Here is a 23,401-nt window from a genome sequence, read left to right on the forward strand (position 1 = left end):
CCCGCGTGCCCGGGAGGTTCTGACAAAACTCCTTTCACGGGAATAGACTCCGGCCCCTCGTGTTTCACCCCACATGATTGAAACTTCAACCGTCGTTCCGGTCGCCACCGAGCGGACGCGTGTGCGCGTGCCGATGCGCTTCGCCGACGGATTCTCCACCGCGGCCGACGTGGTCACCTTCGACGGCCTCGTCGACGGCCGCGAGCACCTGCTGCTCGGCCTCGGCGACTGGAAGGGCGCTCTCGAGCGCATGGCGGACGGCGGGGATGCTCCGCTCGTGCGCCCGCACAGCGAATGCCTCACCGGCGACGTCTTCGGATCCGAGCGCTGCGACTGCGGTCCGCAGTTGCGGGAAGCCGTCGAGCGCATCGCGGACGAGGGCGGATTCCTGCTCTACCTGCGCCAGGAGGGCCGCGGCATCGGCCTCTACGCCAAGCTCGACGCCTACGCGCTGCAGGACGCGGGCCTCGACACCTACGAGGCGAACGTGGCCCTCGGCCGCGGCGAAGACGAGCGCGACTACACGGTCGCGGCGCAGATGCTGCAGACGGTGGGCGCCGACAGCATCCGCCTGCTGAGCAACAACCCCGACAAGGCGGCCCAGCTCGAGTCGCTCGGCATCCGCGTCACCGAGCAGGTGCGCACCGGTGTGCACCTGTCAGACGCGAACCACCGCTACCTCGAGGCCAAGCGCGACCACACCTCGCACACACTCGATCTCTCCGCCGCGTGAGCGCCACGGGGGTGATGAGCGACCGCCGCCTCGACGACACCGAGATGGCGACGTGGCTGCCGACCATCCGGTTCGTGCAACTGCTGCCGCAGGTGCTCGACCGGGCGCTGAAGGCCGAGACCGGCCTCAAGCACGCGCACTACGCGATCCTCGTCTCGCTGGCGGGTCAGGACGACCGGCCGATCCCGATGACGGAGCTGGCGCAGATCGCGGGCCTCAGCCGCTCGCGGCTCAGCCACGCCATCGACTCACTCGAAGAGCGCGGCTGGGTCACACGCACCTCGTGCAGCAGCGACAAGCGCACGCTGACGGCTGCGCTCACGGATGCCGGTCGCGAGCTGCTCCGAGGAGCGGCCCCCGTGCACGTGGCGCAGATCCGCGAACTGGTCTTCGATCCGCTCACGGAAGACGAGCGGGAGCAGCTCGGCACGATCCTGACCAAGCTGCTCCCCGGCGTCGCCGCGGCCCTCTAGCTCACGCTTCGGGGATCTCTCGGCCGAACGTCTCGAGCGTGACGTCTTCGGGCTCGGGGCCGCGGCGCACTCCGGTGTCCAGCGCATCGATCGCGCCGAGCTGATCGGCAGTCAGCTCGAAGTCGAACACGTCGAAGTTCTCGGCGATGCGGGCGGGGCGCACCGACTTCGGCAGGGCCGAGCGTCCCTGCTGCAGGTGCCAGCGCAGCATCACCTGGGCGGGCGACGTGCCGTGCTCAGAGGCGATGGCCGTGAGGGTCTCGTCATCGAACACGGATGCGCCGTTGGGACGGTACGCCGTGATGCCGCCGATGGGCGACCAGGCCTGCGTGACGGTGCCGCCGGCGGCATCCGCCTTCTGCACCTCACGCTGCTGGAAGTACGGGTGCACCTCGATCTGGTTGATCGCCGGGACGATGCTCGTCTCGGCCGCCAGCTTCTCGAGGTGCTCCACCATGAAGTTGCTGACGCCGATCGCGCGCACCCGGCCGTCGGCGAGGAGCGTCTCGAGCGCCTTGTAGGCGCCGAGCGTGAGGTCGAAGCGAGTGGGGAGCGCCTGGTGCAGGATCAGCAGGTCGAGCTGGTCGACGCCGAGCTTGCCGGTCGACTTCTCGAACGCATGCAGCGTCTCGTCGTAGCCGAAGTCGCTGATCCAGACCTTGGTCTCGATGAAGATCTCGTCGCGGGCGATGCCGGTGCGACGGATCGCCTCGCCGACCTCGCGCTCGTTGCCGTACGCGGCGGCGGTGTCGATCAGGCGGTAGCCGGTCTCGAGGGCGGTGCTGACGGCATCGACGGTCTCATCGGGTGCGGCCTGGAATACCCCGAAGCCGAGGGCGGGCATCTCGATGCCGTTGTTGAGCGTGATGTTCATGGTCATACCTCCAGTGTGCGCGCGGGCGCGGTGGTGAGAGAGACCCTGCCAGTACCTCCCTCCACGGGGCGAAGGGGCGTACCGTCGATGGCATGGACACCCGCAGCGAGGTGCGCGAATTCCTCTCGTCGAGGCGCGACCGCATCACCCCCGATCAGGCCGGCCTGCCCGCGTACGGCGGCAACCGCCGGGTGCCGGGACTCCGCCGCGAAGAGGTGTCGCTGCTGGCGGGCGTGAGCGTCGACTACTACACGCGTCTCGAGCGGGGCGACCTCTCGGGCGTCTCTGACAGCGTGCTCGACGCGCTCGCCCGCGCGCTGCAGCTCGACGAGGCCGAGACCGCGCACCTGTTCGACCTGGCCCGCACGGCGAACGCGTCTCCGGTCGCCCGCAAGCCGCGCACGAAGGTCGAGACGCTGCGCCCCAGCATCCTGCGCCTGCTCGACGCGATGACCGAGGCGCCTGCGATCGTGCGCAACAACTACTTCGACTACCTCGCGGCGAACGCGCTGGGCCGCGCGCTCTACGCGCCGCTCTTCACGACCCCGGTGCCGAACAGCGCGCGCTTCGCGTTCCTCGACCCGGCCGCTCAGGAGTTCTACCCCGAATGGGAGCGCAACACCCAGGAACTGGTCGCCGCGATGCGGGGCGAGGCCGGGCGCAATCCCTTCGACCGCAAGCTCACCGACCTCGTGGGCGAGCTGTCGACGCGCAGCGAGCGGTTCCGCACCCTGTGGGCCGCGCACAACGTGCGGTTCCACCGCAGCGGCGTCAAGACGATCAACCACCCCGTCGTGGGCGAGATGGAGCTCACATACGAGGCGTTCGACCTGCCGGCCGACCCCGGTCTGCAGATGTCGACGTACACGGCTGAGCCCGGTACGGCATCGGCGGACAAACTGCGGATGCTCGCGAGCTGGGCGGCGACCGATGCGGCGGCGTCCGCCTCGGTCGCCGGTGATTCGGCGCTGGCGGAGCGCAGCGAGGCCTGAGCCCGCCGTCGGCCCGTCAAGCCGTCAGCCTCGCCGGTCGGCGGGTCGCACCGTCAGGCACCGATCGGGTGACCACGACCCCGGTGCGGAGAACGTCGTCATCGCACGAGCTGTCCGACGAGCAGGACCACGCCGATGGCGATCATGGCGAGGCCGGACACGATGCCCACCGCGCGTGCAGCAGAGGGACGGGCGCCGAGCACGGCGCCCGCACCGAACCCGACGGCGAAGTAGACGGCGGCGCAGCCGACCAGATGCACGGCTCCGAGGACCGCGATCTGCACCGAGACCGGCCAGGCGGAGCTCGACGTGGTGAACTGCGGCAGGATCGCCAGGAACAGCAGGGTCACCTTGGGGTTCAGGCCGCTGATCCCCAAGCCCTTGAGCATCCATCGTCCCGGCGAGGCCTCGACCAGCTGCGCGCCCTCGCGGACGACCGCGGGCGTGCGCAGGGCGCCGATGCCGAGCCAGATCAGATACACGGCGCCGGCCACGGTCAGCACGGTCAGGGCGAGCGGATACCGGGCGACCAGCGCGCCGACTCCGGCGGCGACGACGAGCACGGCCAGCACGTGACCCGACAGCATCCCGAGCACCGCGGGAGCCGCCCGCCGGCGCAGACCGGCCGAGATGGCGAACGCCCAGTCGGCCCCAGGGGTGATCACGAAGAGCATCGAGACACCCCAGAAGGCCGTGATCGCGGTGAGTGCCATCGCTGTTCTCTTTCGTCGTCCGTGTGCTGCGGAGCAACTCTAGGAAGGAAGCGGCGAAAGGTGTTTGCATTGTTTGCACGCGGCGAAGGGATCTGCGCAAGAATCTTGAGCATGGATGCGATCGACCGGAAGATCCTTGCCGAGCTGCAGCGCGATGGCCGTCTGACGATCACCGAACTCGCCGAACGCGTGCAGCTGAGCGTGTCTCCCTGCCACCGCCGACTGCGCGAGCTGGAGCGCTCCGGCGTGATCACGGGGTACCACGCGACCCTCTCCCCCGCCGCCCTCGGACTCGGTTTCGAGACCTTGGTGTTCGTCACGATGAAGGAGGCCAACCGCGACTCGATCATCCCGTTCGAGGAGGCCGTGGCGCGCATCCCGAACATCACTCTCGCCCACCGACTCTTCGGCGACCCGGACTACCTGCTGCGCGTCGTCGCCGCCGATCTCGAGCATTTCCAGCGCCTGTACGACGAGCAGCTCACCGCACTGCCCGGAGTGCAGCGGGTCAGCTCGACGCTCGTGATGCGCAAGGTCGTCGACGACGGGGCGCTGCCGCTCGGCTGACGTCATCGGTCGAGGCGGGCGTTCTGCTCCGGCCTGTTTCTGCTCCGGCCTGTTTCTGCTCTGAGCAGAACGGCTCGAATCCGCCGCTGACGGCGGTTTATCGTGAGGCATGGCCGACCTCGTCCCGTTCCCCCGCGCCCCTCGCCCTGCCCGCCCGCGGCCCAGCGAGCCCGAACCGCTGTGGCGTCAGATGCTCGGCGACCAGCTGCGGCGGCGACGACACGATCGCGACGAGACCCTGACCGAGACGGCCGAGAACGCGGGCGTCTCACCGCAGTACCTCTCCGAGGTCGAGCGCGGGCTCAAAGAGCCGTCGAGCGAGATGATCGCCGCGATCGCCGGCGCCCTCGACACGTCGCTGATCGAGCTGACGAGCGCCGTGGCCGACGAGCTGCGGTCGGTGACCGCCGCACCGGCATCCGCCGCGGTCTCGGTCACCCGCGGAGCCTTCGCCCTCGCCGCCTGACGCCGGACCCTCGGCGCCGCCCCCGCGTCACACCGCACGCTCCCCCAGCACGGTGTCGATCAGCCCGTAGTCGAGTGCCGCGGATGCCGCGAAGACGCGATCCCGATCGGTGTCCGCACGCAGTTCGCTCAGCGAACGCCCGCTGTGTCTGGCCAGGATCGACTCCATGTCCGACCGCACGCGCACGACCTCGTCGGCCGCCAGGATGAGGTCGGGGATCGCTCCGCGCGACTGCCCGGCGGGCTGATGCAGCACGATGCGGGCGTGGGCGAGCGCTGCCCGCTGCCCCGACGCTCCCGCGGCGACGAGCAGCGCCGCGGGTCCGATCGCCTGCCCCACACACGTGGTCGCGACGGCGGGACGGATGTGCTGCATGGTGTCGTAGATCGCCAGCGCCGCCCCGGGGTCTCCGCCCTCGCTGTTGATGTAGAACTGGATGCCCGAGTCCTGGCTGTCGGCATCGAGATGCAGCAGCTGCGCGATGAGCGCGTTGGCGACGCCCGCGTCGATCCCCGTGCCGAGATAGATGACCCGCTCGGCGAGAAGGTGCGAGTAGACGTCCATCACCCGGTCGCCGCGGGGATGCTGCGCGATGACGTTCGGGATCGTGTAGCCGCTCATGCGCCCGCCCCCAGTCCGACCCGAGCCCGTCGTCGTGGCATGAGATCGGCGAGGGAGTCGACGATCTCGTCGATGAATCCGTAGTCCTTCGCCTGAGTGGCCGTGTACCACCGGTCGTGCAGGGAGTCCTCGAAGATGCGCTCTCTCGGCTGGCCGGTGTCGTCGGCGATGAGTCCGAGCACCGTGTCGCGCATGTGCCGCAGGTCGTCGGCCTGCGTCTCGATCTCGACCGCCGAGCCGCCGATGCCCGCGGAGCCCTGATGCATGAGGATCCGTGCATGCGGCAGCGCCCGCCTCTTGCCTCGGGCGCCGGCCGACAGCAGGAACTGCCCGGCGCTGCAGGCGAGGCCCAGCGCAAGGGTCGAGACGTCGTTGGGCACCAGCGCCATGAGGTCGCGGATCGCGAGCATCGACGGCACGGAGCCGCCCGGCGAATGGATCCACAGGGCGATGTCGGTGGTCGGGTCCTCGGCCGAGAGGGTGAGCAGCTGCGTCATCAGCAGCGTGCCGTTGTCATCGTCGAGGGCGCCGTCGAGCACGAGCACACGCTCGTGGAACAGCGCGCGCCGGGCCTCGGGGCCGAACTGCGGAAGGGGGTTCTCTTCACTCATGCGACCAGCATCCGCGCTTCCGCACCGGGGCGGAACCGGATCCGCCCTCGGCAGATCCGCCCTGGGCAGAGCAGCCGTCGACTGCACGGATGTGCACGCGTAACACCCCCGACTCACGACGCTCCTACCCTCGAAGCATGGCGACGCAGAAGACACCCGAGTGGCAGTGGTCCGAAGACGGCATCAACTTCCGCACCCGCAAATGGGTGAAGCCGGAAGACCTCAACGCGAACGGCTCGCTGTTCGGCGGCAGCCTGCTGAAGTGGATCGACGAGGAGGCGGCGATCTATGCGATCGTGCAGCTGGGCAACTACCGCGCGGTCACCAAGCACATCTCGGAGATCAACTTCGAGGCCTCGGCCGTGCAGGGCGACCTCATCGAGATCGGCCTGCAGGCCACGCACTTCGGACGCACGTCGCTCACGATGCGGGCGGTCGCTCGCAACATGATCACCCGCAAGCGCATCCTCACGATCGAGAAGATCGTCTTCGTCAGCCTGGACGAAGACGGCGTGCCCACCCCGCACGGGTACAGCGAGATCACCTACAACCGCGATCGGATGCCGACCGAGCGCATCGCGACGGGGACGATCCGCCTGCCGTAGGTGAGCCCCCTGCGCCGACGACGGCGCCCGGTGCGAGGATGGAGTGCGTCCGCCGAGCAAGGGAGCCCCGAATGAGCCGCACCGCCACCGCAGCCACGACCGCGATCCGCGAGATGCGCGACTTCCTGTTCGCGAACGCCACCGACTACTCCGCGGCGCGAGACGGCTTCTCCTGGCCCACCCCCACGGAGTTCAACTTCGCCCTCGAATGGTTCGACGTGATCGCGGGCGAGACGCCCGACCGCCCGGCGGTGCAGATCGTGTCGGCCGACCTCAGCCTCGAGTCGTGGTCGTACGGCCAGCTCTCCGCGCGCTCCGATCAGGTCGCCGCCTGGCTCACCGCCCTCGGCATCCGACGTGGCGACCACCTCATCGTGATGCTCGGCAACACGATCGAGCTCTGGGAGGTGATGCTGGCGATCACGAAGATCGGCGCGGTGTCGATTCCCACCTCGACGCTTCTCTCCGCGTCCGACCTGGCCTACCGCGTCGAGCACGGCAGGGCTCGCGCGATCGTGACCACCGGCGGCCTCGCCGAGCGCATCGCGTCCGTCGACGATGCGGTGCTGCGCATCGGCGTCGGCGACGACATCCCCTCGGGCTGGAGTCGTCTCGCCGACTCGTCTACCGCCCCGACGACCTTCGAGCCGGATGCTCCGACGCCCGCCGACGACACCGCGCTGCTCTATTTCACGAGCGGCACGACCAGCCGCCCGAAGCTCGTCCAGCACACGCACGTGTCGTACCCGATCGGTCACCTCTCGACCATGTGGTGGCTGGGGGTGCGTCCCGACGACGTGCACCTGAACATCTCGTCGCCCGGGTGGGCCAAGCATGCCTGGTCGAGCTTCTACTCGCCGTTCCTCGCAGAGGCGACCGTCTTCGTCTACAACTACGACCGCTTCGACGCGAACGCCCTCATGCAGGTCATGGACACGCACCACGTCTCGACGTTCTGCGCCCCGCCGACGGTGTGGCGCATGCTGATCCAGGCCGATCTCGGCCGCCTCGCGCATCCGCCGCGAGAGCTCGTCGGCGCGGGCGAGCCGTTGAATCCCGAGGTCATCGATCGCGTGCGCGACGCCTGGGGCGGCACGATCCGCGACGGCTTCGGGCAGACCGAGATGACCGCCTGCATCGGCAACTCCCCCGGCCAGACGGTCAAGGTCGGATCGATGGGCCGCCCCCTGCCGGGATACCCGGTCGTGCTGCTCGACCCCGCCACGGGCGAGATCGCGGATGCCGAGGGCGAGATCGCACTGGATCTCTCGCAGCCACCGGTCGGCCTGATGGCCGGCTACTTCGACGACCCCGAGAAGACCGCCGAGTCACGCGCGGGGGGCTACCACCACACGGGCGACATCGCCGTGCGCTACGACGACGGGTATCTGACCTACATCGGTCGGGCGGATGACGTCTTCAAGGCCTCGGACTACAAGATCTCGCCGTTCGAGCTCGAGTCGGTGCTGCTGGAGCACGAGCTCGTGATCGAGGCGGCGGTGATCCCGAGCCCCGACCCGACCCGCCTGTCGGTCCCGAAGGCGTACGTGTGCCTGCGGCCCGACGCGTCCGAGGCCGAGGCCGAGGCTGCGCGGTCGATCTTCGCGTACGCGCACGATCGCCTGTCGTCGCACCTCTGGGTGCGCATCATCGAGTTCGTGCCCGAGCTGCCGAAGACCATTTCGGGCAAGATCCGTCGCGTCGAGCTGCGCGCCCGCGAGTCCGAGCGCGTGGCGACGGGGAGCGACGCCGGGCAGCACCGCGACCGCGACTACCGCTGAGGCGGCGGTCTCAGCTCGCGAGTGCGGGCATGCTTCCGGTGCTCGTCGACGACGCGGCGCGGGGCGCGATGGTCGCCACAGGGGCGCTCGACGTCGTGATCGTCGGTGCGCTCGTCGGTGCTGCGGCGACCGGCGCGACCGCCATCGCCGGGCGCAGGGCGGCGCGGGATTCGGCAGAGCCGATGATCCCCCGCAGCACGGCGCCGATCACGAGCATCCCCACCAGCGCGGCTCCCGCCACGATGAGCGGAGTCCACTCGCGGGCGAACGATGCGGTGAGACTCATCAGCGTGGCGGGGATCCACAGACCCACCGCTCCACCCGCGAGGCCTCCGGCGCCTCGCGCGATCGCGATGCCCGCGACGATCGCGCACAGCACGGCCAGTGCTGCTCCGATGAATCCCAGCGGAACCAGGAATGCTGCCAACTCGTGTGCCATCCTCGATGACGTCATGACGACCCCCCGTCAGCGGTATCTCCGCACTACCAAGATTACGAAGTATCGGTTGGCGCGGCATCCCTCTGAAGGATGATGTTCCCCAACCGTGACGAGTCGTTCAGCGTCGCTTCAACCACGCGAAACGCGAGCCGCGTACCACCGGCACGGACTGCGTGATCACGGCGTCGACGACCATCGATCCGTCGGTGGGGCCGACGATCGCGATGGCCGAGGTCTCGGTGGCCTCGAGCGGCTCGATCGGCATGGTCGCGAGCGCGCGGTGGGCCCGCACGTAGGCGGGCACGAGCAGCACGATCGCCCCGAGCCACGCGAGCGGATTGCTGAGGGCGACACCGGCGAATCCGATGAGCGCACCGAGCACCACCGCCGCACCGACGCGCATCACGAGCTCGATCACTCCGGTCACCGTCGGCACCAGCGTGTGCCCCAGCCCCTGCAGGGCCCCGCGCAGCACGAAGAGGATGCCGAGCATCCAGTAGCCGCAGCCGTTGATGATGAGCATGAGGTGCGCGAGCTCGACGACCTCGTCGGATCCTTCGCCGATGAACAGACGGACCATCGGAGTGCCGAACGCGATGATGATCACGCCGAGCAGAGCGCCGGTGATCACCGCCATCCAGGTGCCCTCGATGACACCGCGGCGGATGCGGTCGGGGCGGCGACCGCCGAGGTTCTGCGCGGCGTACATCGAGGCCGCGAGGCCGAGCGACGAAAGGAAGGCCACCGCGAGTCCGTCGACGCGGGACGCCGTCGTGTAGGCGGCGACGGCATCGGAGCCGAGCGTGTTGAGGGCCACCTGCACGGCGAGCGTGCCGATCGCGATGATCGAGGCCTGGAAGCCCATCGGCAGACCGAGGCGCAGGTGCTCGCGGATGTCATCGCGGGTGACCTGCCAGTCGGCGCGGCGCAGGTGCAGGATGGGCAGGCGGCGGCGGACGAACTCGAGGCAGAGGATCACCGACACCGCCTGCGCGACCACCGTCGCGAGGGCCGCGCCGCCGACGCCCCACGCGAGCGGCCCCACCATGAGGACCACCAGTCCGACGTTCAGGACGCACGACACGGTGAGGAAGATCAGCGGCGTGCGCGAGTCGCCGATCGCACGGATGATCGCGGAGAGGTAGTTGAAGAACATCGTCGCGCTCGCGCCGATGAAGCTGATCTGCGTGAAGATCGTCGCCTCGGCCATGAGCTCCGACGGGGTCTGCAGCAGCTCGAGCACGGGTCGCGCGATCAGGGGCGCGGCGATCGTCAGGACCACGCTCGTGATGCCGGTCAGGATCACGCCGGTCGCGACGGAGCGGCGCACCCCGACGGCATCGCCGGCACCGAACGCCTGCGCGATCGGGATCGCGAAGCCGCTCGTGAGGCCCCAGGCGAAGCCGATGAGCAGGAAGAGCAGGCTGCCCGTCGCGCCGACGGCGGCGAGCGACTGGACGCCCAGATGACGCCCGACGACGACGGCGTCGGCGAACTGGTACATCTGCTGCACGACGTTGCCGAGCAGCAGCGGGATCGAGAACGACAGGATGACACGCCACGGGCGGCCCGTGGTGAGGGAGGTGGCCATGGGGGAAGCGGCTCGCAGATCTGGGGAGGGATCGGGGGGTGGGTTCCAGGATATCGAATCGATTCGGTTCGCCGGAAGACCCGATCGCGAAGTACGGTCGGAAGGATGCCGCAGCGGGTCGCGGCACGGACACCGGAGGTTCGATCGATGACCACAGAGAAGACCGGAGATGCCGTCGGGGTGGGCGGGACCGCGGGCGGAGACGAGCAGCACCTGAAGCGGGCGCTCAGCAACCGTCACATCCAGCTGCTCGCGATCGGCGGGGCCATCGGCACCGGCCTCTTCATGGGCAGCGGCAAGACGATCTCGGTGGCGGGCCCGTCGGTGATCTTCGTCTACATGATCATCGGCTTCATGCTCTTCTTCGTCATGCGGGCGATGGGCGAGCTGCTGCTGTCGAACCTCAAGTACAAGTCGTTCAGCGACTTCGCGAGCGACCTGCTCGGCCCGTGGGCCGGGTTCTTCACCGGATGGACCTACTGGTTCTGCTGGGTCGTCACCGGGGTCGCCGACGTGATCGCGATCGCCGGCTACACGGATGCGCTGTTCCCCGGCATCCCTCTGTGGATCCCTGGCCTGCTCGTGATCCTGATCCTGCTCGCTCTGAACCTGCCCACGGTCGCCGCGTTCGGCGAGATGGAGTTCTGGTTCGCGCTGATCAAGATCGTGGCGATCGTCGCGCTCATCATCACGGGTCTCGTCATGATCGTCACGGGCTTCCAGCACGATGCGGGCACCGCCAGCTTCGCGAACCTCTGGTCGCACGGCGGCATGTTCCCGCACGGATTCATGGGCTTCGTCGCCGGATTCCAGATCGCCGTCTTCGCGTTCGTCGGCGTCGAGCTCGTCGGCACCGCGGCGGCCGAGACCAAGGACCCCGAGAAGAACCTGCCGAAGGCGATCAACGCCATCCCGATCCGCATCCTGCTGTTCTACGTGGGCGCGCTCGTGATCCTGATGGCCGTCACGCCCTGGACCGAGTACGTCGCCGGCGAAAGCCCCTTCATCGCGATGTTCGCCCTCGCCGGTCTCGGCATCGCGGCCACCGTCGTGAACCTCGTCGTGCTGACCTCGGCCATGTCGAGCGCGAACTCCGGCATCTACTCGACCTCGCGCATGGTGTTCGGCCTCGCGCAGGACGGCGATGCCCCGCGCATCTTCGGCCGCCTGTCGAGGCGCCGCGTGCCGCAGAACGCGCTGTTCCTGTCGTGCATCCTGCTGCTCTCGGGCGTCGTGCTGCTCTACGCGGGTGACGACATCGGCACGGCGTTCGACATGGTGACCACGGTCTCTGCCGTGTGCTTCATGTTCGTGTGGACGATCTTCCTCTGCAGCTACCTCGTCTACCGCCGCCGGCGCCCCGAGAAGGTCGCGGCATCGACCTTCCGGATGCCCGGGGGCATCGTCATGGTCTACGTGGTGCTCGCGTTCTTCGTGTTCATCCTCTGGGCGCTCACGACCCAGCCCGACACGCTCACCGCTCTGCTGGTGACGCCGATCTGGTTCGTGCTGCTGCTCGTGGCGTGGATGTTCGTGCGCAGGTCGCAGAACCACCTCACCCGTCACGCGAAGCACATCGCGTACCTGCGCGACGAGTCGGCGGAGTAGTCGCGCGACGTCTGTGGGAGGTTCCGGCAGGGCCTCCCACAGCGCCGAGAGCGGGCGTAGCGTCGGCCCTGACGAAAGGACACGACATGCACACTCGCACACTCGGCCAGGGACTCGAGGTCTCGGCTGTCGGCCTCGGCTGCATGGGGATGTCGCAGAGCTACGGCCCGAACCCCGGCACTCGCGACGAGATGATCGCCGTGCTGCGGTCGGCGGTCGACCTCGGCGTGACGTTCTTCGACACCGCAGAGGTCTACGGTCCGTATGTCAACGAGGAGCTCGTCGGCGAAGCGCTGGCTCCCCTCCGGGACCAGGTCGTGATCGCGACGAAGTTCGGCTGGCGCATCGAAGACGGCAAGAGCGTCGGCCTGAACAGTCGTCCCGAGCAGATCCGTCGCGTCGCCGACGAGTCTCTGCGGCGTCTGCGCACCGATGTGATCGACCTGTTCTACCAGCACCGCGTCGACCCCGACGTGCCGATCGAGGACGTCGCCGGCACGGTCGCCGAGCTGATCGCCGAGGGCAAGGTGCGGCACTTCGGACTGTCCGAGGCATCCGCCGCGACCATCCGCCGGGCGCACGCCGTGCAGCCGGTCACGGCGCTGCAGAGCGAGTACTCGCTGTGGACGCGCGACCCCGAGTCGGAGGTCCTTCCCGTGCTGGGCGAGCTCGGGATCGGCTTCGTGCCGTTCAGCCCGCTGGGTAAGGGATTCCTCACCGGAACGGTGGATCGGAGCACCTCGTTCACCGACGGTGACATCCGTGGCACGATCCCGCGCTTCAGTGAGGAGAACCGGGCCGCGAACGAGGCGCTGGTCGCGCACGTCGCCGAGCTCGCCGCGACGAAGGATTCCTCGCCCGGCCAGATCGCCCTCGCATGGCTGCTCGCCCGGGAACCGTGGATCGTGCCCATTCCCGGAACCCGGCGCACCTCTCGCATCGCGGAGAACGCCGGATCCGCGACGGTGCCGCTGTCCGCCGACGAGGTGGCCGATCTCGACCAGCTCGCCGCCCGCGTCGGCGTGCAGGGCGATCGGTACAACCCGCAGCAGATGTCGTTCGTCGACCGGTGAGCCCGCGGGTGTGCTGGGTAGTCTGAGGCCGATGACTTCTGCCCGCAGCTACCCCGCCACGATCGCCGCGGGCGTCGCGAACGAGATCGTCATCAAGAAGTCGCGGTTCATCGCCACTGTCGAGCCGGTCACCTCGGTCGACGAGGCCGATGCCGTGATCGCCCGCCTTCGCAAGCAGTGGTGGGATGCCCGGCATAACTGCACCGCGATGGTGACGGGGCTTCTCGGCGACCAGGCGCGGTCATCGGATGACGGCGAGCCCTCCGGCACTGCGGGCATCCCGATGCTCGAGGTGCTGCGGCGCCGCGAGCTGACGGACGTCGTGGCCGTCGTGACCCGCTACTTCGGCGGGGTGAAGCTCGGAGCGGGCGGTCTGGTGCGCGCCTACTCCACGGCCGTGTCCGAGGCTCTCGATCCCGCAGCGCTCGTGCGGCGGCAGTCACTCACGCAGGTGACGATCGATGTCGCCCATGCGGATGCCGGACGCTATGACAACCTGCTGCGCGACTGGGCGGGACATCACGGAGCCACCCTCGGGGATGCCCGTTACGGCGCCGTCGCGACACTCGAGATCTGGGCCCCGGCAGACGAGCTGCCTCGGCTCGCAGACGATCTCGCCGCGGCATCCGCCGGCGCTGTCGTGCCGGTGCGGGGCGTGGAGCGCATCGTCGACGTTCCCGCCTGACCCATAACCTCCGGCGGATATCCTGGATGCCGCGGTCGCGGAAGGAGAGCGATGTTCGACAGTCCGCTCTCGGCCTCTGCGTACGAGATCCTCGGCGTGGACGCCGCCGTCGACGACGCCGAGCTGCGCCGCGCGTATCGCCTGCGGCTGCGGCAGACTCACCCCGACACGGGTGGCGACGCGGCGGTCTTCATCCAGGTGCAGCGCGCCTGGGAGCTGGTCGGCACCCCTGAGGATCGCGCGGCCTACGATCGCCGCAGCGGCGTGCATCCCGGCATCCAGACGGACTCGGCGTCGAGCGGATGGCGCCCGCAGACCGCCACGCGCACCGACACTCGTCCGCGCGCCCGTTCGTACGGACACCCCGGCGGGTGGCGCCGCGAACGCTACCTGGTGCTGATCCGCGAGTGGGCGGGCCGCGGCGTCGACGTGCCCGATCCGTACGACCCCGCGCTGGTGCGCTCCGCGCCCCGCGACCTGCGACGCCTGCTTGCCGACGCTCTCGCCGAAGAGGCGACCGCCCGCACGGTGAGTGCTCTCGGCATGGGCTTCACCGTCTGGCACGACGTGGCCACCGGTGCGGATGCCGACGACAAGCTCGATCACGTGGTGCTCAGCCCATCGGGTCTGTACGCCGTGATGTCGGAGGACTTCGGCGGTGTCGTCGGGTTCCGCCGCGGTGAGATCACGGGCCCGAGTCTCGGCACCAGGGCCCCCGTCACCGCGGCTCTCTCACGCATGCGGTCGGTCGCGAAGGCGGCGCGCGTCAAGTTCGGCGGCGTGATCATGGTGCTGCCCGATGACGATCTGTCGCAGGCGGTCACCCCGCTCGGCAGCAGCCGCGGCGTGCCCGTCGTGGTCGTGCGCCGCAGCGCCCTCGCGATGGTGCTGCGTCAGGGGGTCCCGGGCGCCCGCGCGATCGGCGGCAACGAGCTGTTCGACGTGCGCACGCGCCTGCAGCAGACCGTCACGTTCGTCTGAGCACCGTCACGTTCGTCCGAGCACCGGGGCGTCGTCGATCACCCGGTCGATCCAGTCCCGGCGAGGCAGGGCCGTGATGGCATCGCGGCTGAACCATCCCAGCTCGAGAAGCTCGTCGAGATCGGGTGCCGCGTCGGTGAGCAGTTCGCAGTCGTACGCCGTCGTCACGTAGCCGACCTGATCTCCGTTGGGGTAGGTCGCCATCATCGCCTGCCCGCCGTAGACGCCGATGATTCCGCGGATGCGGACCCGGGCGCCCGTCTCCTCGGACACTTCGCGATGCAGGGCTTCGGCGGGCTCCTCCCCGGGCTCGACCGCACCCCCGATCAGACTCCACAGCCCCGAATGCCGATGCCGAGCCAGCAGGAATCGCTCGTCGTCGCGGATGACGGCGGTGACCCCGGGGAGCAGCAGCAGATCGGTGCCGATGCGGGATCTCATCGAGGCGACGTAGTCAGACAGCGGCATGCACCGAGTCTAAGGATGACCTCGTAGATCGTGGGCCGCCAGGAGTAGCGTGCACGCATGGCGATGACGACGACGATGACGACGTGGCTGCTCGACGCCGACCCGGCCCTGCGCTGGCAGGTGGAGCGGGACATCCTGCGTGCTCCCGAGCACGTGTGGCGGGCGTCCCGCGAACGAGTCGCGACCGAGGGATTCGGGGCCGCGCTGCTCGCTGCGCAGGATCCCGACGGGCGATGGGACGGCGGAGCGCATTTCCCCGGCGACTTCTTCGGCACCGACGAGGCGGAGCAGCCGGGCCAACCGTGGACGGCGACGAGCTGGTCGCTGAATCAGCTGCGCGAGTGGGGTGTCGACCCTGCGGCACTGGGCGACACCGCCGAGCGCCTGCGGCGCAACTGTCGCTGGGAGTACGAGGACATGCCGTTCTGGGGTGGCGAGGTCGATGTGTGCATCAACGCCTTCACCCTCGCCAACGGCGCATGGCTCGGAGCGGACGTCTCGAGACTCGTCGACTGGTTCCCCGCACACAGGCTCGACGACGGAGGGTGGAACTGCGAGGCCGAAGAGGGCGACTCGGTGCGCTCCTCGTTCCATTCGACGCTCAACGCCGTCCGCGGGATGCTGTCGTACGAGCGGCTCACCGGCGACACGTCGCTGCGGTCGACCCGGCACGCCGGTGAGGAGTACCTGCTGCGACGGCAGCTGATGTTCCGCGAATCGACCGGCGATGTCGTGGGCGACTTCGTGACCGAGTTCGTCTACCCGGGTCGATACCGGTACAGCGCCCTGGCGGCGCTCGACCACTTCCGCGAGGCCTCCCTCACCGAGGGAACCGCCCCCGACCCGCGGATCGGAGCCGCCGTCGGTCTCGTCCGCACCGCGCGGCAGACGGATGGCACCTGGCTGCAGGGGGCGCCTCTCCGCGGACGGACCTGGTTCCCCGTCGATGTCGCCGAGGGAGAGCCCTCTCGCTGGCTCACCCTGATCGGCACGCGCGTCCTCGACTGGGCCGACGATCAGCTCATGCGGAGCAGCGAGACGGCGTAGTTCGTCGGAGCCCCGTCGAGGTCGAGCTCGATGCGCATACCGGTGTCGACCGTCGTGATGTCGAAGGCGATGGTCGAGTTCGTGCACGCGATCGGCTCTGCAGTGCCCGGCTCTGCGGCGCCCGACACCCCCGGTTCGTCCGTCAGCTCGCCTGCGATGAGCATGATCGTTCCCTCGCCGCGGCAGGCCAGCTGCGCCTGATACGACCCGGGCTCCATCGACGTCAGGTCTGTCGTGTGGTGCGCGGCACTGCTCGCGCTCATCCACCCCGAGAAGCCGGCGGCATAGGCCTCGTCCTCGCTTCCCGGCACCGCGGTCTTCGCCCACTCCGCGATCTCGTCGGGCGGGATCGGCAGCTCGGCCGCCTCGGCGCTGACACTCGGATTCGGGGTCGGCGTCGGGGTCGCCGTCAGCGTCACCGATGCGGACGGCGACGGGGTCGGGGAGCCCTCTCCGCCCGCGTCCGCGCCTCCGCTCGTGCATCCGACCAGCAGCATCGCCGCGGTCGCGAGTGTCGTGATGGCGATCGTCCTCCGTGTCGTCTCCATCCCTCCACGCTACGGACCTGCTCGATCGGCGCAACCCCTGGGGGCCAGGCGACGACGGAAACGCCCACTGACCACCGTTCTTTTGAGTAATTCAAAACAGAGGGTACGGTGGAGGCATGGACACCGACTTCGACTCCGCGCTTCGCGATGCGGGACTGCGGGCCACCGCGGGCCGTGTGGCGGTGCTCGAGGCGATGGAGTCCATGCCCCATACGGATGCGGAGCGCGTCTACCGCGCCGTGTCCGCCGTGCTTCCGACCACGTCGATCCAGTCGGTGCACAACATCCTCGCGGACCTGACGACGGCGGGACTGCTCCGCCGGATCGAACCGGCGGGTTCCGCGGCGCTCTACGAACGGCGCATCGGCGACAACCACCATCACATCGTCTGCACCCGGTGCGGTGCGATCGGCGATGTCGACTGCGTGGTCGGCGACGCGCCGTGCCTCACCCCGTCTTCGGCGGGGGGATTCACCGTCCAGACAGCCGAAGTCACCTTCTGGGGCCTGTGCCCCAGTTGCCAGAACGTCACGCAGTAGCATCCGACGTCCACCCCGGGCACCCGGGATGCTTGTCGTACCTGCGTGCAGAAGGAGAAGAAGAACATGACCGACCCATCGACCACTCCCGCGACCACGACGCAGACGGGCACCCCTGTCGCCAGCGACGCGCACTCGCTCACCGTCGGCGCAGACGGACCCACGGTCCTGCACGACCGCTACCTCGTCGAGAAGCTGGCCTCGTTCAACCGCGAGCGCGTCCCGGAGCGCAACCCGCACGCCAAGGGCGGCGGAGCATTCGGCACGTTCACCGTGACGGAGGACGTCTCGGCGTACACGCGCGCCGCAGCCTTCCAGCCCGGCGCCGTCAGCGAGACGCTGCTGCGCTTCTCGTCGGTCGCCGGCGAGCAGGGGTCGCCCGACACCTGGCGCGACGTGCGCGGATTCGCGCTGCGCTTCTACACGAGCGAGGGCAACCTCGACATCGTCGGCAACAACACCCCCACCTTCTTCCTGCGCGACGCCATGAAGTTCCCGGACTTCATCCACTCGCAGAAGCGACTCGGCGACTCGGGCCTGCGCGACGCCGACATGCAGTGGGACTTCTGGACCCTCTCCCCCGAGACCGCGCACCAGGTCACGTACCTGATGGGCGACCGCGGTCTTCCCCGCAGCTGGCGCCACATGAACGGCTACGGATCGCACACGTACCAGTGGGTCAACGCCGCGGGTGAGCGCTTCTGGGTGCAGTACCACTTCCTGTCGAAGCAGGGCGTGGAGCGCATGGACGCCGCCGAGGCCGAGAAGCTCGCCGGGTCCGACGCCGACTACTACCGTCGCGACCTGTTCAACGCGATCGCGCGCGGCGACGCCCCCTCGTGGGACGTCTACGTGCAGATCATGACGTACGAAGAGGGCAAGACCTACCGCTTCAACCCGTTCGACCTGACCAAGACGTGGTCGAAGAAGGACTACCCGCGCATCAAGGTCGGCACGTTCACTCTCGACCGCAACCCGCAGAACTTCTTCGCCGAGATCGAGCAGGCGGCGTTCTCGCCCGGCAACCAGGTGCCCGGCACCGGCATCTCGCCCGACAAGATGCTGATGGCCCGCGCGTTCGCCTATGCGGATGCGCAGCGCTACCGCATCGGCGCGAACTACAACCAGCTGCCGGTCAACCAGCCGCACGCGGCCGAGACGCGCAACTACATGCACGAGGGGCAGATGCAGTACCGGTTCAACCCGGCCGAGCACCGCACCTACACGCCGAACTCGTACGGCCCCGCCGGCGGCCCGACCGCCGACCCGGCAGCGGGTGTCGAGGCGAGCTGGGAGTCCGACGGCGAGCTGATGCGCGCCGCCGCGACCCTGCGTGCGGATGACGACGACTTCGGTCAGGCCGGAACCCTCTACCGCGAGGTGTTCGACGACGAGGCACGCGCCCGCTTCATCGACACGCTGACCGGACAGGGCCAGAGCATCACGATCGACGCGATCCGCGAGCGCTTCTTCCAGTACTGGACGAACGTGGATGCCGGTCTGGGCGAGGCGCTGCGCGCCCGCGTCTGACCGCATCACTGAGCTGCATCGCTGACACGAGACCCATCGGCCCGACGGCCGGTGGGTCTCGTGCTGTCCGGTGGTCTCACGCCGCCTGGCGGGGAGGACAATGGATGCCGTGGCTGTTCCTCTCTCCGACCTGACCAACATGCCCGAGCCCCAGCAGGTGTACGCCGCCGACGGCACCCGTCTGGCGACGTACACGTGGGGTGAGCTCGATGCCCCGGTGGTGGTGATCGTGCACGGCTTCGCGTCGAGTGCGCGCGACACGTGGGTGCTCACCGGGTGGGTGCGCGAGCTCACGAAGGCCGGATACCGCGTGCTCGCCCTGGATCAGCGCGGTCACGGCCTGAGCGAGAAGCCGCACCAGGCGGATGCGTACGGCATCCGCACCCTCGCGACCGACGTCGAGACGGTCATGGATGCCTACCTCGTCGACGACGCCTTCTATGTCGGGTACTCGCTGGGGGCGCGGGTCGGCTGGGAGGTCGTGCGTGATCTGCCGCAGCGCATCGGCCGGGCTGTGCTCGGTGGTGTGCCGGATGGCATCCCGCTCGCCCGGCTCGACCTCGATCAGGTGCGCGCCTACCTGTCGGACGGCACGCCCGTATCGGACGCGACGACGCAGAACTACATCACTCTGACCGAGCGCGTGCCCGGCAACGACCTGGCCGCGCTCGTCGCATTGGCGGAGGGGATGCGGTCATCACGGACGATCGATCCCGATCCCTCGGATGCGCCGGCGGCCCCGATCCTGTTCGCGACCGGGTCGAAGGACGCGATCATCGAGGGGTCGAAGGCCCTCGCCTCCGCGGCACCGCAGGGCAGGTTCTTCGAGATCCCCGACCGCAATCACTTCAATGCCCCGGGCTCTCGCGCCTTCAAAGAGGCCGCGCTGGAGTTCCTCGCCGAGGGATGAGCCCGGCGAGGAACGTGCGCGGTCAGACGGTCGCGGTCTCTTCGCGCTTAGGCAGCACCCAGCCCGCACGCGGGAAGTGGCAGGTGTAGCCGTTCGGGTACTTGATCAGGTAGTCCTGGTGCTCTTCCTCGGCCTGCCAGAACGGACCCTCGGGCTCAATCGTCGTGACGGCCTTGCCCGGCCACAGACCGGAGGCGTCGACGTCGGCGATCGTGTCGCGTGCGACGGATTCCTGCTCGGGGCTGAGCGGGAAGATCGCCGAGCGGTAGCTCGAGCCGATGTCGTTGCCCTGACGGTCCTTGGTGGACGGATCGTGGATCTGGAAGAAGAACGCGAGGATGTCGCGGTACGTCGTCTTCGTCGGATCGAACACGATCTCGACGGCCTCGGCGTGACCGGGGTGGTTGCGGTACGTCGCGTGGTCGTTCTGTCCGCCGGTGTATCCGACGCGGGTGGCGATCACACCGGGCTGGCGGCGGATGAGGTCTTCCATCCCCCAGAAGCAGCCACCGGCGAGTACGGCGGTCTCCGTGCCCGGGGTGCGGGTGATGGTTCCGGTGTCGGTCATGACTGCTCCTCAGAGGTGGGGGTGGTGGGGAAGAGGTGACGGTAGCGACCGTACCCCTCATCTTCCAGACTGTCAGCCGGGACGAAGCGCAGGGCGGCGGAGTTCATGCAGTAGCGGAGCCCTCCGGCGTCGCGCGGACCGTCGTCGAAGACGTGGCCGAGGTGGCTGTCGGCGCCGCTGGACCGCGCTTCGGTGCGCTTCATCCACAGCGTACGGTCTGTGCGGGTGGTGACGGCGTCGGCCTCGATCGGCTTGGTGAAGCTCGGCCATCCGGTGCCGCTGTCGAACTTGTCGGTCGACGCGAACAACGGCTGTCCCGAGACGACGTCGACGTAGATGCCGTCGTCGTGGTTGTTCCAGTACGCGTTGCGGAAGGGCGGCTCGGTGGCGTCCTCCTGCGTGACCTCGTACTGCAGGTGCGTGAGGTCGCTGACGGCCCCGGGGGTCTTGCTGTACTCGTTCGACATGATCTGTCTCCTTGTCCGACGCAGCTGGCTGCGGCGTCACTGATGTCAACCGCCGGCCGCGTGGATTTGGTCCCGTGGGACTGTGAGCGGGCTGTGAGTTTTCGCCGAGCAGATAGAGTTGCTCCCCGATATACACACAGGGGAGACGCACATGTCTGTTGGACTGCTCGCGGTCGTCGATGACATTCTCAGCGCCGCGATGAAGGCCTCCGCGAAGGCGGCGGGCGTGGTGATCGATGACGCCGCCGTGACCCCGCAGTATGTGCAGGGCATCACCCCCGCGCGCGAACTGCCCGTGGTCGCGAAGATCGCCGTCGGTTCGCTCGCGAACAAGTTCGTGATCATCATCCCGATCGCTCTGCTCCTGACCGCGTTCGCCCCGTGGGTGCTTCCGTACCTGCTGATCCTCGGCGGCGCGTATCTCTGCTTCGAGGGTGCCGAGAAGGTGCTCGAGTGGTTCGGCGTGCAGCACGGCCACGCCGACGAGGGCGCGCGCAACGAGAACAAGCTCGTGTGGGGCGCGGTGCGCACCGACCTCATCCTCTCGACCGAGATCATGCTCATCTCGCTCGCCAATCTCGAGGCGGGCCTCGACATCTGGACGACCCTCGCGATCCTCGCGGTGATCGCGCTGATCATGACCGGTGTCGTGTACGGCGCCGTCGCGCTGCTCGTGAAGATCGACGACATCGGCCTGAAGATGGCGAAGAACCCGGTCGCCCGCGTGCGCCACACCGGCATGCGCATCGTGCGCTCGATGCCCGCCGTCTTCCGCTTCATCAGCATCCTGGGCACGGTCGCGATGCTCTGGGTGGGTGGCCACCTGCTTCTCGTGAATCTCGGCGAGGTCGGCGTGCATTTCGGCTCCGACATCCTGCACGGCATCGAGCACTTCCTCGACCCCGCCGGCGGGGTGATCGTCTGGATCGGCGACACGCTGTTCTCGGCCATCGCCGGACTGATCGCAGGACTCGTCATCGTCGGGATCATCCTCGGCATCGGTCGACTGGTCGGCAAGAAGCCGAACTTCCACGAGGGCGAGGAATCCCCGGCGGACGTGCACGTCTGAGCCGTCGAACCCGCCCTCACGCCGCGACGTCGTAGCGCGCTCTGCCTCCGAGGCGAGGAGTCCGCGCCGGATCGACGTGCGGCGGCGGGATGAGCCAGACCCGCGCCGCAGTGCCGATCCCGTCGATGCGGATGTCCCATCCGTTGTCGTGGATGCGGTGGTGACACGACTCGCACAGCAGCACTCCGTTGTTCAGATCGGTGGATCCGGTGTCGCGCTGCCACCACCGCACGTGATGAGCCTTGGTCATCTGCGGCGGCAGACCGCACATCGCGCATCCGCCGTCTCGCTCGACGAGAGCACGTCGCTGCGCTCGCGTGAACAACCGCTTCTCCCGCCCCCAGTCGAGTATCTCTCCGGCCGAGCCGAGGACCACGGGGATGATCCCGCCACCCGCGGCCATCCGGCGGCAGGTACCCGCGCTCACCGGCTCGGAGCTCCCGTCGATCGTCGCGGAGCCGAGTCCCGAGACCAGGTCGTCGAGATTCACGCGCACCACCACGGTGGCCCCGGTTGCCGGCATGCCGCCGTTGTCGCACGCGATCGCATGATCGCAGATGGCTGCGAGTGCGTCGGCCTGGAGCATCGCGACGGTGCGACGATCGGCGTCGGACGCACCCGCGTCGGGCGCGGCGACGCGCGCCTGGAAGGTCGCGGTCACGTAGGCCTGGATCGCGGCCTTGATCGACGCTCCCGAAGCGATGTCGGTCTGCAGGTCGAGGTGGAAGGATCCCTCGCGCTCGTACATGGTGAGCGATCGACGATCACGCGCCTGCCGCTCCTTCGGCGCCACTCCGTCGGGGTCGAGCCAGGCCTCTGCGCGGGCGACCAGTGTGCGCACGTCGTCGAGAGGAATCCCCGCGGCACGGGCGACGAGCAGTCGCTCGGCTTCGGCGACCGCAGCCGAACCGACCCTGAGTCGCACGCGCTCGAGCAGAGTGACGATGAGCGCGGCGGCCTGCACCGAGATCTCCCCCGCGGCGAGCGCCGCTGCGAGCACGGGGTACTTCGCCGGCAGCAGCTCGCCCAGCAGGCTGGTGCGCGGTGCAGCGGCCTGGCCGACCGTGATCAGGCGCTTCGCGTCCCCCGCCGAACCACCCGTCGTCGCCGCGATCATCGCCGCCGCGCTCCGGAAGCCGTGCTGCTTCGCCAGCGCCGCGGGCCCGAGCTCCGGACGCGATTCGTGCGCGATCGTGGCGGCGAGTTCGACATGGAGACCGTCGAGACAGCGCTGCACCTCACCGACGGCGCGATGCGCGTCGAGCAGTTCCGCCCGAGACAGATCTGACCCCCGCTCGGCATCCGCCCATGCGCTGCCGAGGCGCTCGATGGCCTCGAGCAGGGGCGTCAGGCGGATTCCGGGCATGCCTCCATTTTAGAACAAAGCTTCGAAACTCGCGCGGAATCCCGGCATCCGATGGTCCACGACAGAACGGGGTTCC

At 68.9% G+C, this 23,401-nt stretch carries 27 protein-coding genes; 16 read left to right on the forward strand and 11 right to left on the reverse strand.

Annotated elements, in window-relative coordinates:
- Positions 1 to 73 precede the first annotated feature (73 nt).
- The gene (gene ribA, locus HWD99_RS06945; protein ID WP_241795503.1) at positions 74 to 733 is read left to right on the forward strand and encodes a GTP cyclohydrolase II; all 660 of its coding nucleotides are present in this window, start codon (positions 74 to 76) and stop codon (positions 731 to 733) included.
- On the forward strand, positions 730 to 1,206 hold the full coding sequence (locus tag HWD99_RS06950) for a MarR family winged helix-turn-helix transcriptional regulator (RefSeq protein WP_241795504.1): 477 nt from the start codon (positions 730 to 732) through the stop codon (positions 1,204 to 1,206). Before ribA ends, HWD99_RS06950 begins: the two co-directional genes overlap by 4 nt.
- Position 1,207: 1 nt before the next feature.
- Here the strand turns inward: HWD99_RS06950 and HWD99_RS06955 are convergent, their stop codons facing one another.
- Positions 1,208 to 2,080 (reverse strand): aldo/keto reductase, encoded by an 873-nt coding sequence (locus HWD99_RS06955; protein WP_241795829.1) that lies wholly within the window; start codon positions 2,078 to 2,080, stop codon positions 1,208 to 1,210.
- A 92-nt stretch (positions 2,081 to 2,172) separates the two neighbouring features.
- Between HWD99_RS06955 and HWD99_RS06960 the strand changes: the two genes are divergently transcribed.
- Complete coding sequence (locus HWD99_RS06960) at positions 2,173 to 3,072, forward strand: helix-turn-helix transcriptional regulator (RefSeq protein ID WP_241795505.1); 900 nt, start codon at positions 2,173 to 2,175, stop codon at positions 3,070 to 3,072.
- 98 nt (positions 3,073 to 3,170) lie between these two features.
- Here the strand turns inward: HWD99_RS06960 and HWD99_RS06965 are convergent, their stop codons facing one another.
- Positions 3,171 to 3,785, reverse strand: coding sequence for a LysE family translocator (locus HWD99_RS06965; RefSeq protein WP_241795506.1), 615 nt, complete (start codon positions 3,783 to 3,785; stop codon positions 3,171 to 3,173).
- Positions 3,786 to 3,896: 111 nt separating this feature from the next.
- Here HWD99_RS06965 and HWD99_RS06970 point away from each other — a divergent pair, with 111 nt between their 5' ends.
- Both HWD99_RS06970 and HWD99_RS06975 read left to right on the forward strand, forming a co-directional pair.
- Positions 3,897 to 4,352 (forward strand): Lrp/AsnC family transcriptional regulator, encoded by a 456-nt coding sequence (locus HWD99_RS06970; RefSeq protein ID WP_241795507.1) that lies wholly within the window; start codon positions 3,897 to 3,899, stop codon positions 4,350 to 4,352.
- Positions 4,353 to 4,461: 109 nt separating this feature from the next.
- Positions 4,462 to 4,818 carry a helix-turn-helix domain-containing protein gene (locus tag HWD99_RS06975; protein WP_241795508.1) on the forward strand — a complete coding sequence of 119 codons (357 nt, stop codon included), beginning with the start codon at positions 4,462 to 4,464 and terminating at the stop codon, positions 4,816 to 4,818.
- A 27-nt stretch (positions 4,819 to 4,845) separates the two neighbouring features.
- Here HWD99_RS06975 and HWD99_RS06980 read toward each other — a convergent pair whose 3' ends face one another.
- Both HWD99_RS06980 and HWD99_RS06985 read right to left on the reverse strand, forming a co-directional pair.
- Positions 4,846 to 5,439: a ClpP family protease gene (locus HWD99_RS06980; protein WP_241795509.1), complete on the reverse strand. Its 594-nt coding sequence runs from the start codon at positions 5,437 to 5,439 to the stop codon at positions 4,846 to 4,848.
- Positions 5,436 to 6,050: a ClpP family protease gene (locus HWD99_RS06985; protein WP_241795510.1), complete on the reverse strand. Its 615-nt coding sequence runs from the start codon at positions 6,048 to 6,050 to the stop codon at positions 5,436 to 5,438. The genes HWD99_RS06980 and HWD99_RS06985 overlap by 4 nt, the downstream gene beginning before the upstream one ends.
- Before the next feature lie 137 nt (positions 6,051 to 6,187).
- On the opposite strand from HWD99_RS06985, the gene HWD99_RS06990 reads away from it, so the two are divergent.
- Both HWD99_RS06990 and HWD99_RS06995 read left to right on the forward strand, forming a co-directional pair.
- Entirely contained in the window at positions 6,188 to 6,655 is a 468-nt protein-coding gene (locus HWD99_RS06990) for an acyl-CoA thioesterase (RefSeq protein WP_241795511.1), read from the forward strand.
- A gap of 71 nt (positions 6,656 to 6,726) precedes the next feature.
- Complete coding sequence (locus HWD99_RS06995; RefSeq protein WP_241795512.1) at positions 6,727 to 8,436, forward strand: AMP-binding protein; 1,710 nt, start codon at positions 6,727 to 6,729, stop codon at positions 8,434 to 8,436.
- Positions 8,437 to 8,446: 10 nt separating this feature from the next.
- Here HWD99_RS06995 and HWD99_RS07000 read toward each other — a convergent pair whose 3' ends face one another.
- On the reverse strand, positions 8,447 to 8,863 hold the full coding sequence (locus HWD99_RS07000) for a hypothetical protein (RefSeq protein WP_241795513.1): 417 nt from the start codon (positions 8,861 to 8,863) through the stop codon (positions 8,447 to 8,449).
- 130 nt (positions 8,864 to 8,993) lie between these two features.
- Positions 8,994 to 10,466: an MATE family efflux transporter gene (locus HWD99_RS07005; RefSeq protein WP_241795514.1), complete on the reverse strand. Its 1,473-nt coding sequence runs from the start codon at positions 10,464 to 10,466 to the stop codon at positions 8,994 to 8,996.
- 147 nt (positions 10,467 to 10,613) lie between these two features.
- On the opposite strand from HWD99_RS07005, the gene cycA reads away from it, so the two are divergent.
- The 4 genes from cycA to HWD99_RS07025 all read left to right on the forward strand — a co-directional run bounded on the left by cycA (position 10,614) and on the right by HWD99_RS07025 (position 14,813).
- Positions 10,614 to 12,074: a D-serine/D-alanine/glycine transporter gene (gene cycA / locus HWD99_RS07010; RefSeq protein WP_241795515.1), complete on the forward strand. Its 1,461-nt coding sequence runs from the start codon at positions 10,614 to 10,616 to the stop codon at positions 12,072 to 12,074.
- An 86-nt stretch (positions 12,075 to 12,160) separates the two neighbouring features.
- Positions 12,161 to 13,147, forward strand: a complete 987-nt coding sequence (locus HWD99_RS07015) for an aldo/keto reductase (RefSeq protein ID WP_241795516.1) — start codon at positions 12,161 to 12,163, stop codon at positions 13,145 to 13,147.
- Positions 13,148 to 13,178: 31 nt separating this feature from the next.
- Positions 13,179 to 13,832 carry a YigZ family protein gene (locus HWD99_RS07020; RefSeq protein ID WP_241795517.1) on the forward strand — a complete coding sequence of 218 codons (654 nt, stop codon included), beginning with the start codon at positions 13,179 to 13,181 and terminating at the stop codon, positions 13,830 to 13,832.
- A gap of 51 nt (positions 13,833 to 13,883) precedes the next feature.
- Positions 13,884 to 14,813 (forward strand): J domain-containing protein, encoded by a 930-nt coding sequence (locus HWD99_RS07025; RefSeq protein ID WP_241795518.1) that lies wholly within the window; start codon positions 13,884 to 13,886, stop codon positions 14,811 to 14,813.
- A 6-nt stretch (positions 14,814 to 14,819) separates the two neighbouring features.
- Here the strand turns inward: HWD99_RS07025 and HWD99_RS07030 are convergent, their stop codons facing one another.
- The gene (locus tag HWD99_RS07030; RefSeq protein WP_241795519.1) at positions 14,820 to 15,281 is read right to left on the reverse strand and encodes an NUDIX domain-containing protein; all 462 of its coding nucleotides are present in this window, start codon (positions 15,279 to 15,281) and stop codon (positions 14,820 to 14,822) included.
- Positions 15,282 to 15,338: 57 nt separating this feature from the next.
- Here HWD99_RS07030 and HWD99_RS07035 point away from each other — a divergent pair, with 57 nt between their 5' ends.
- Complete coding sequence (locus HWD99_RS07035) at positions 15,339 to 16,328, forward strand: squalene cyclase (protein WP_241795520.1); 990 nt, start codon at positions 15,339 to 15,341, stop codon at positions 16,326 to 16,328.
- Here the strand turns inward: HWD99_RS07035 and HWD99_RS07040 are convergent.
- Entirely contained in the window at positions 16,298 to 16,876 is a 579-nt protein-coding gene (locus HWD99_RS07040; RefSeq protein ID WP_241795521.1) for a hypothetical protein, read from the reverse strand. The genes HWD99_RS07035 and HWD99_RS07040 overlap by 31 nt on opposite strands.
- 116 nt (positions 16,877 to 16,992) lie before the next feature.
- On the opposite strand from HWD99_RS07040, the gene HWD99_RS07045 reads away from it, so the two are divergent.
- From HWD99_RS07045 to HWD99_RS07055, 3 genes are all read left to right on the forward strand, one after another.
- Positions 16,993 to 17,415 carry a Fur family transcriptional regulator gene (locus tag HWD99_RS07045; protein ID WP_241795522.1) on the forward strand — a complete coding sequence of 141 codons (423 nt, stop codon included), beginning with the start codon at positions 16,993 to 16,995 and terminating at the stop codon, positions 17,413 to 17,415.
- A 66-nt stretch (positions 17,416 to 17,481) separates the two neighbouring features.
- Positions 17,482 to 18,945, forward strand: coding sequence for a catalase (locus HWD99_RS07050; RefSeq protein WP_241795523.1), 1,464 nt, complete (start codon positions 17,482 to 17,484; stop codon positions 18,943 to 18,945).
- Positions 18,946 to 19,045: 100 nt separating this feature from the next.
- Positions 19,046 to 19,855 (forward strand): alpha/beta hydrolase, encoded by an 810-nt coding sequence (locus tag HWD99_RS07055; RefSeq protein WP_274618070.1) that lies wholly within the window; start codon positions 19,046 to 19,048, stop codon positions 19,853 to 19,855.
- Positions 19,856 to 19,877: 22 nt separating this feature from the next.
- Here HWD99_RS07055 and msrA read toward each other — a convergent pair whose 3' ends face one another.
- Both msrA and msrB read right to left on the reverse strand, forming a co-directional pair.
- On the reverse strand, positions 19,878 to 20,423 hold the full coding sequence (gene msrA / locus HWD99_RS07060) for a peptide-methionine (S)-S-oxide reductase MsrA (RefSeq protein WP_241795525.1): 546 nt from the start codon (positions 20,421 to 20,423) through the stop codon (positions 19,878 to 19,880).
- Positions 20,420 to 20,890 carry a peptide-methionine (R)-S-oxide reductase MsrB gene (gene msrB, locus HWD99_RS07065; RefSeq protein WP_241795526.1) on the reverse strand — a complete coding sequence of 157 codons (471 nt, stop codon included), beginning with the start codon at positions 20,888 to 20,890 and terminating at the stop codon, positions 20,420 to 20,422. The genes msrA and msrB overlap by 4 nt, the downstream gene beginning before the upstream one ends.
- 151 nt (positions 20,891 to 21,041) lie before the next feature.
- Between msrB and HWD99_RS07070 the strand changes: the two genes are divergently transcribed.
- Complete coding sequence (locus HWD99_RS07070; protein WP_241795527.1) at positions 21,042 to 21,959, forward strand: DUF808 domain-containing protein; 918 nt, start codon at positions 21,042 to 21,044, stop codon at positions 21,957 to 21,959.
- A 16-nt stretch (positions 21,960 to 21,975) separates the two neighbouring features.
- On the opposite strand, the gene HWD99_RS07075 is transcribed toward HWD99_RS07070, so the two are convergent.
- A complete protein-coding gene (locus HWD99_RS07075) occupies positions 21,976 to 23,325 on the reverse strand; it encodes an HNH endonuclease signature motif containing protein (RefSeq protein ID WP_241795528.1) in 1,350 nt (449 codons plus the stop codon).
- Positions 23,326 to 23,401 lie beyond the last annotated feature (76 nt).

This window comes from Microbacterium sp. C5A9, from assembly GCF_022627955.1.
Taxonomy (GTDB): domain Bacteria; phylum Actinomycetota; class Actinomycetes; order Actinomycetales; family Microbacteriaceae; genus Microbacterium.

Excerpts from the sequence above, each read along its gene's own strand:
- HWD99_RS06985 (WP_241795510.1), bottom strand. The coding sequence starts at position 6,050 with ATGAGTGAAGAGAACCCCCTTCCGCAGTTCGGCCCCGAGGCCCGGCGC.
- HWD99_RS06995 (WP_241795512.1), top strand. The coding sequence starts at position 6,727 with ATGAGCCGCACCGCCACCGCAGCCACGACCGCGATCCGCGAGATGCGC.
- HWD99_RS06970 (WP_241795507.1), top strand. The coding sequence starts at position 3,897 with ATGGATGCGATCGACCGGAAGATCCTTGCCGAGCTGCAGCGCGATGGC.
- HWD99_RS06990 (WP_241795511.1), top strand. The coding sequence starts at position 6,188 with ATGGCGACGCAGAAGACACCCGAGTGGCAGTGGTCCGAAGACGGCATC.
- cycA (WP_241795515.1), top strand. The coding sequence starts at position 10,614 with ATGACCACAGAGAAGACCGGAGATGCCGTCGGGGTGGGCGGGACCGCG.
- HWD99_RS06960 (WP_241795505.1), top strand. The coding sequence starts at position 2,173 with ATGGACACCCGCAGCGAGGTGCGCGAATTCCTCTCGTCGAGGCGCGAC.
- msrA (WP_241795525.1), bottom strand. The coding sequence starts at position 20,423 with ATGACCGACACCGGAACCATCACCCGCACCCCGGGCACGGAGACCGCC.
- ribA (WP_241795503.1), top strand. The coding sequence starts at position 74 with ATGATTGAAACTTCAACCGTCGTTCCGGTCGCCACCGAGCGGACGCGT.
- HWD99_RS07075 (WP_241795528.1), bottom strand. The coding sequence starts at position 23,325 with ATGCCCGGAATCCGCCTGACGCCCCTGCTCGAGGCCATCGAGCGCCTC.
- HWD99_RS07020 (WP_241795517.1), top strand. The coding sequence starts at position 13,179 with ATGACTTCTGCCCGCAGCTACCCCGCCACGATCGCCGCGGGCGTCGCG.
- HWD99_RS07070 (WP_241795527.1), top strand. The coding sequence starts at position 21,042 with ATGTCTGTTGGACTGCTCGCGGTCGTCGATGACATTCTCAGCGCCGCG.
- HWD99_RS07035 (WP_241795520.1), top strand. The coding sequence starts at position 15,339 with ATGGCGATGACGACGACGATGACGACGTGGCTGCTCGACGCCGACCCG.
- msrB (WP_241795526.1), bottom strand. The coding sequence starts at position 20,890 with ATGTCGAACGAGTACAGCAAGACCCCCGGGGCCGTCAGCGACCTCACG.
- HWD99_RS07025 (WP_241795518.1), top strand. The coding sequence starts at position 13,884 with ATGTTCGACAGTCCGCTCTCGGCCTCTGCGTACGAGATCCTCGGCGTG.
- HWD99_RS06955 (WP_241795829.1), bottom strand. The coding sequence starts at position 2,080 with ATGAACATCACGCTCAACAACGGCATCGAGATGCCCGCCCTCGGCTTC.
- HWD99_RS07030 (WP_241795519.1), bottom strand. The coding sequence starts at position 15,281 with ATGCCGCTGTCTGACTACGTCGCCTCGATGAGATCCCGCATCGGCACC.
- HWD99_RS07045 (WP_241795522.1), top strand. The coding sequence starts at position 16,993 with ATGGACACCGACTTCGACTCCGCGCTTCGCGATGCGGGACTGCGGGCC.
- HWD99_RS07055 (WP_274618070.1), top strand. The coding sequence starts at position 19,046 with ATGGATGCCGTGGCTGTTCCTCTCTCCGACCTGACCAACATGCCCGAG.
- HWD99_RS07005 (WP_241795514.1), bottom strand. The coding sequence starts at position 10,466 with ATGGCCACCTCCCTCACCACGGGCCGCCCGTGGCGTGTCATCCTGTCG.
- HWD99_RS06965 (WP_241795506.1), bottom strand. The coding sequence starts at position 3,785 with ATGGCACTCACCGCGATCACGGCCTTCTGGGGTGTCTCGATGCTCTTC.
- HWD99_RS07050 (WP_241795523.1), top strand. The coding sequence starts at position 17,482 with ATGACCGACCCATCGACCACTCCCGCGACCACGACGCAGACGGGCACC.
- HWD99_RS06980 (WP_241795509.1), bottom strand. The coding sequence starts at position 5,439 with ATGAGCGGCTACACGATCCCGAACGTCATCGCGCAGCATCCCCGCGGC.
- HWD99_RS07015 (WP_241795516.1), top strand. The coding sequence starts at position 12,161 with ATGCACACTCGCACACTCGGCCAGGGACTCGAGGTCTCGGCTGTCGGC.
- HWD99_RS07040 (WP_241795521.1), bottom strand. The coding sequence starts at position 16,876 with ATGGAGACGACACGGAGGACGATCGCCATCACGACACTCGCGACCGCG.
- HWD99_RS06975 (WP_241795508.1), top strand. The coding sequence starts at position 4,462 with ATGGCCGACCTCGTCCCGTTCCCCCGCGCCCCTCGCCCTGCCCGCCCG.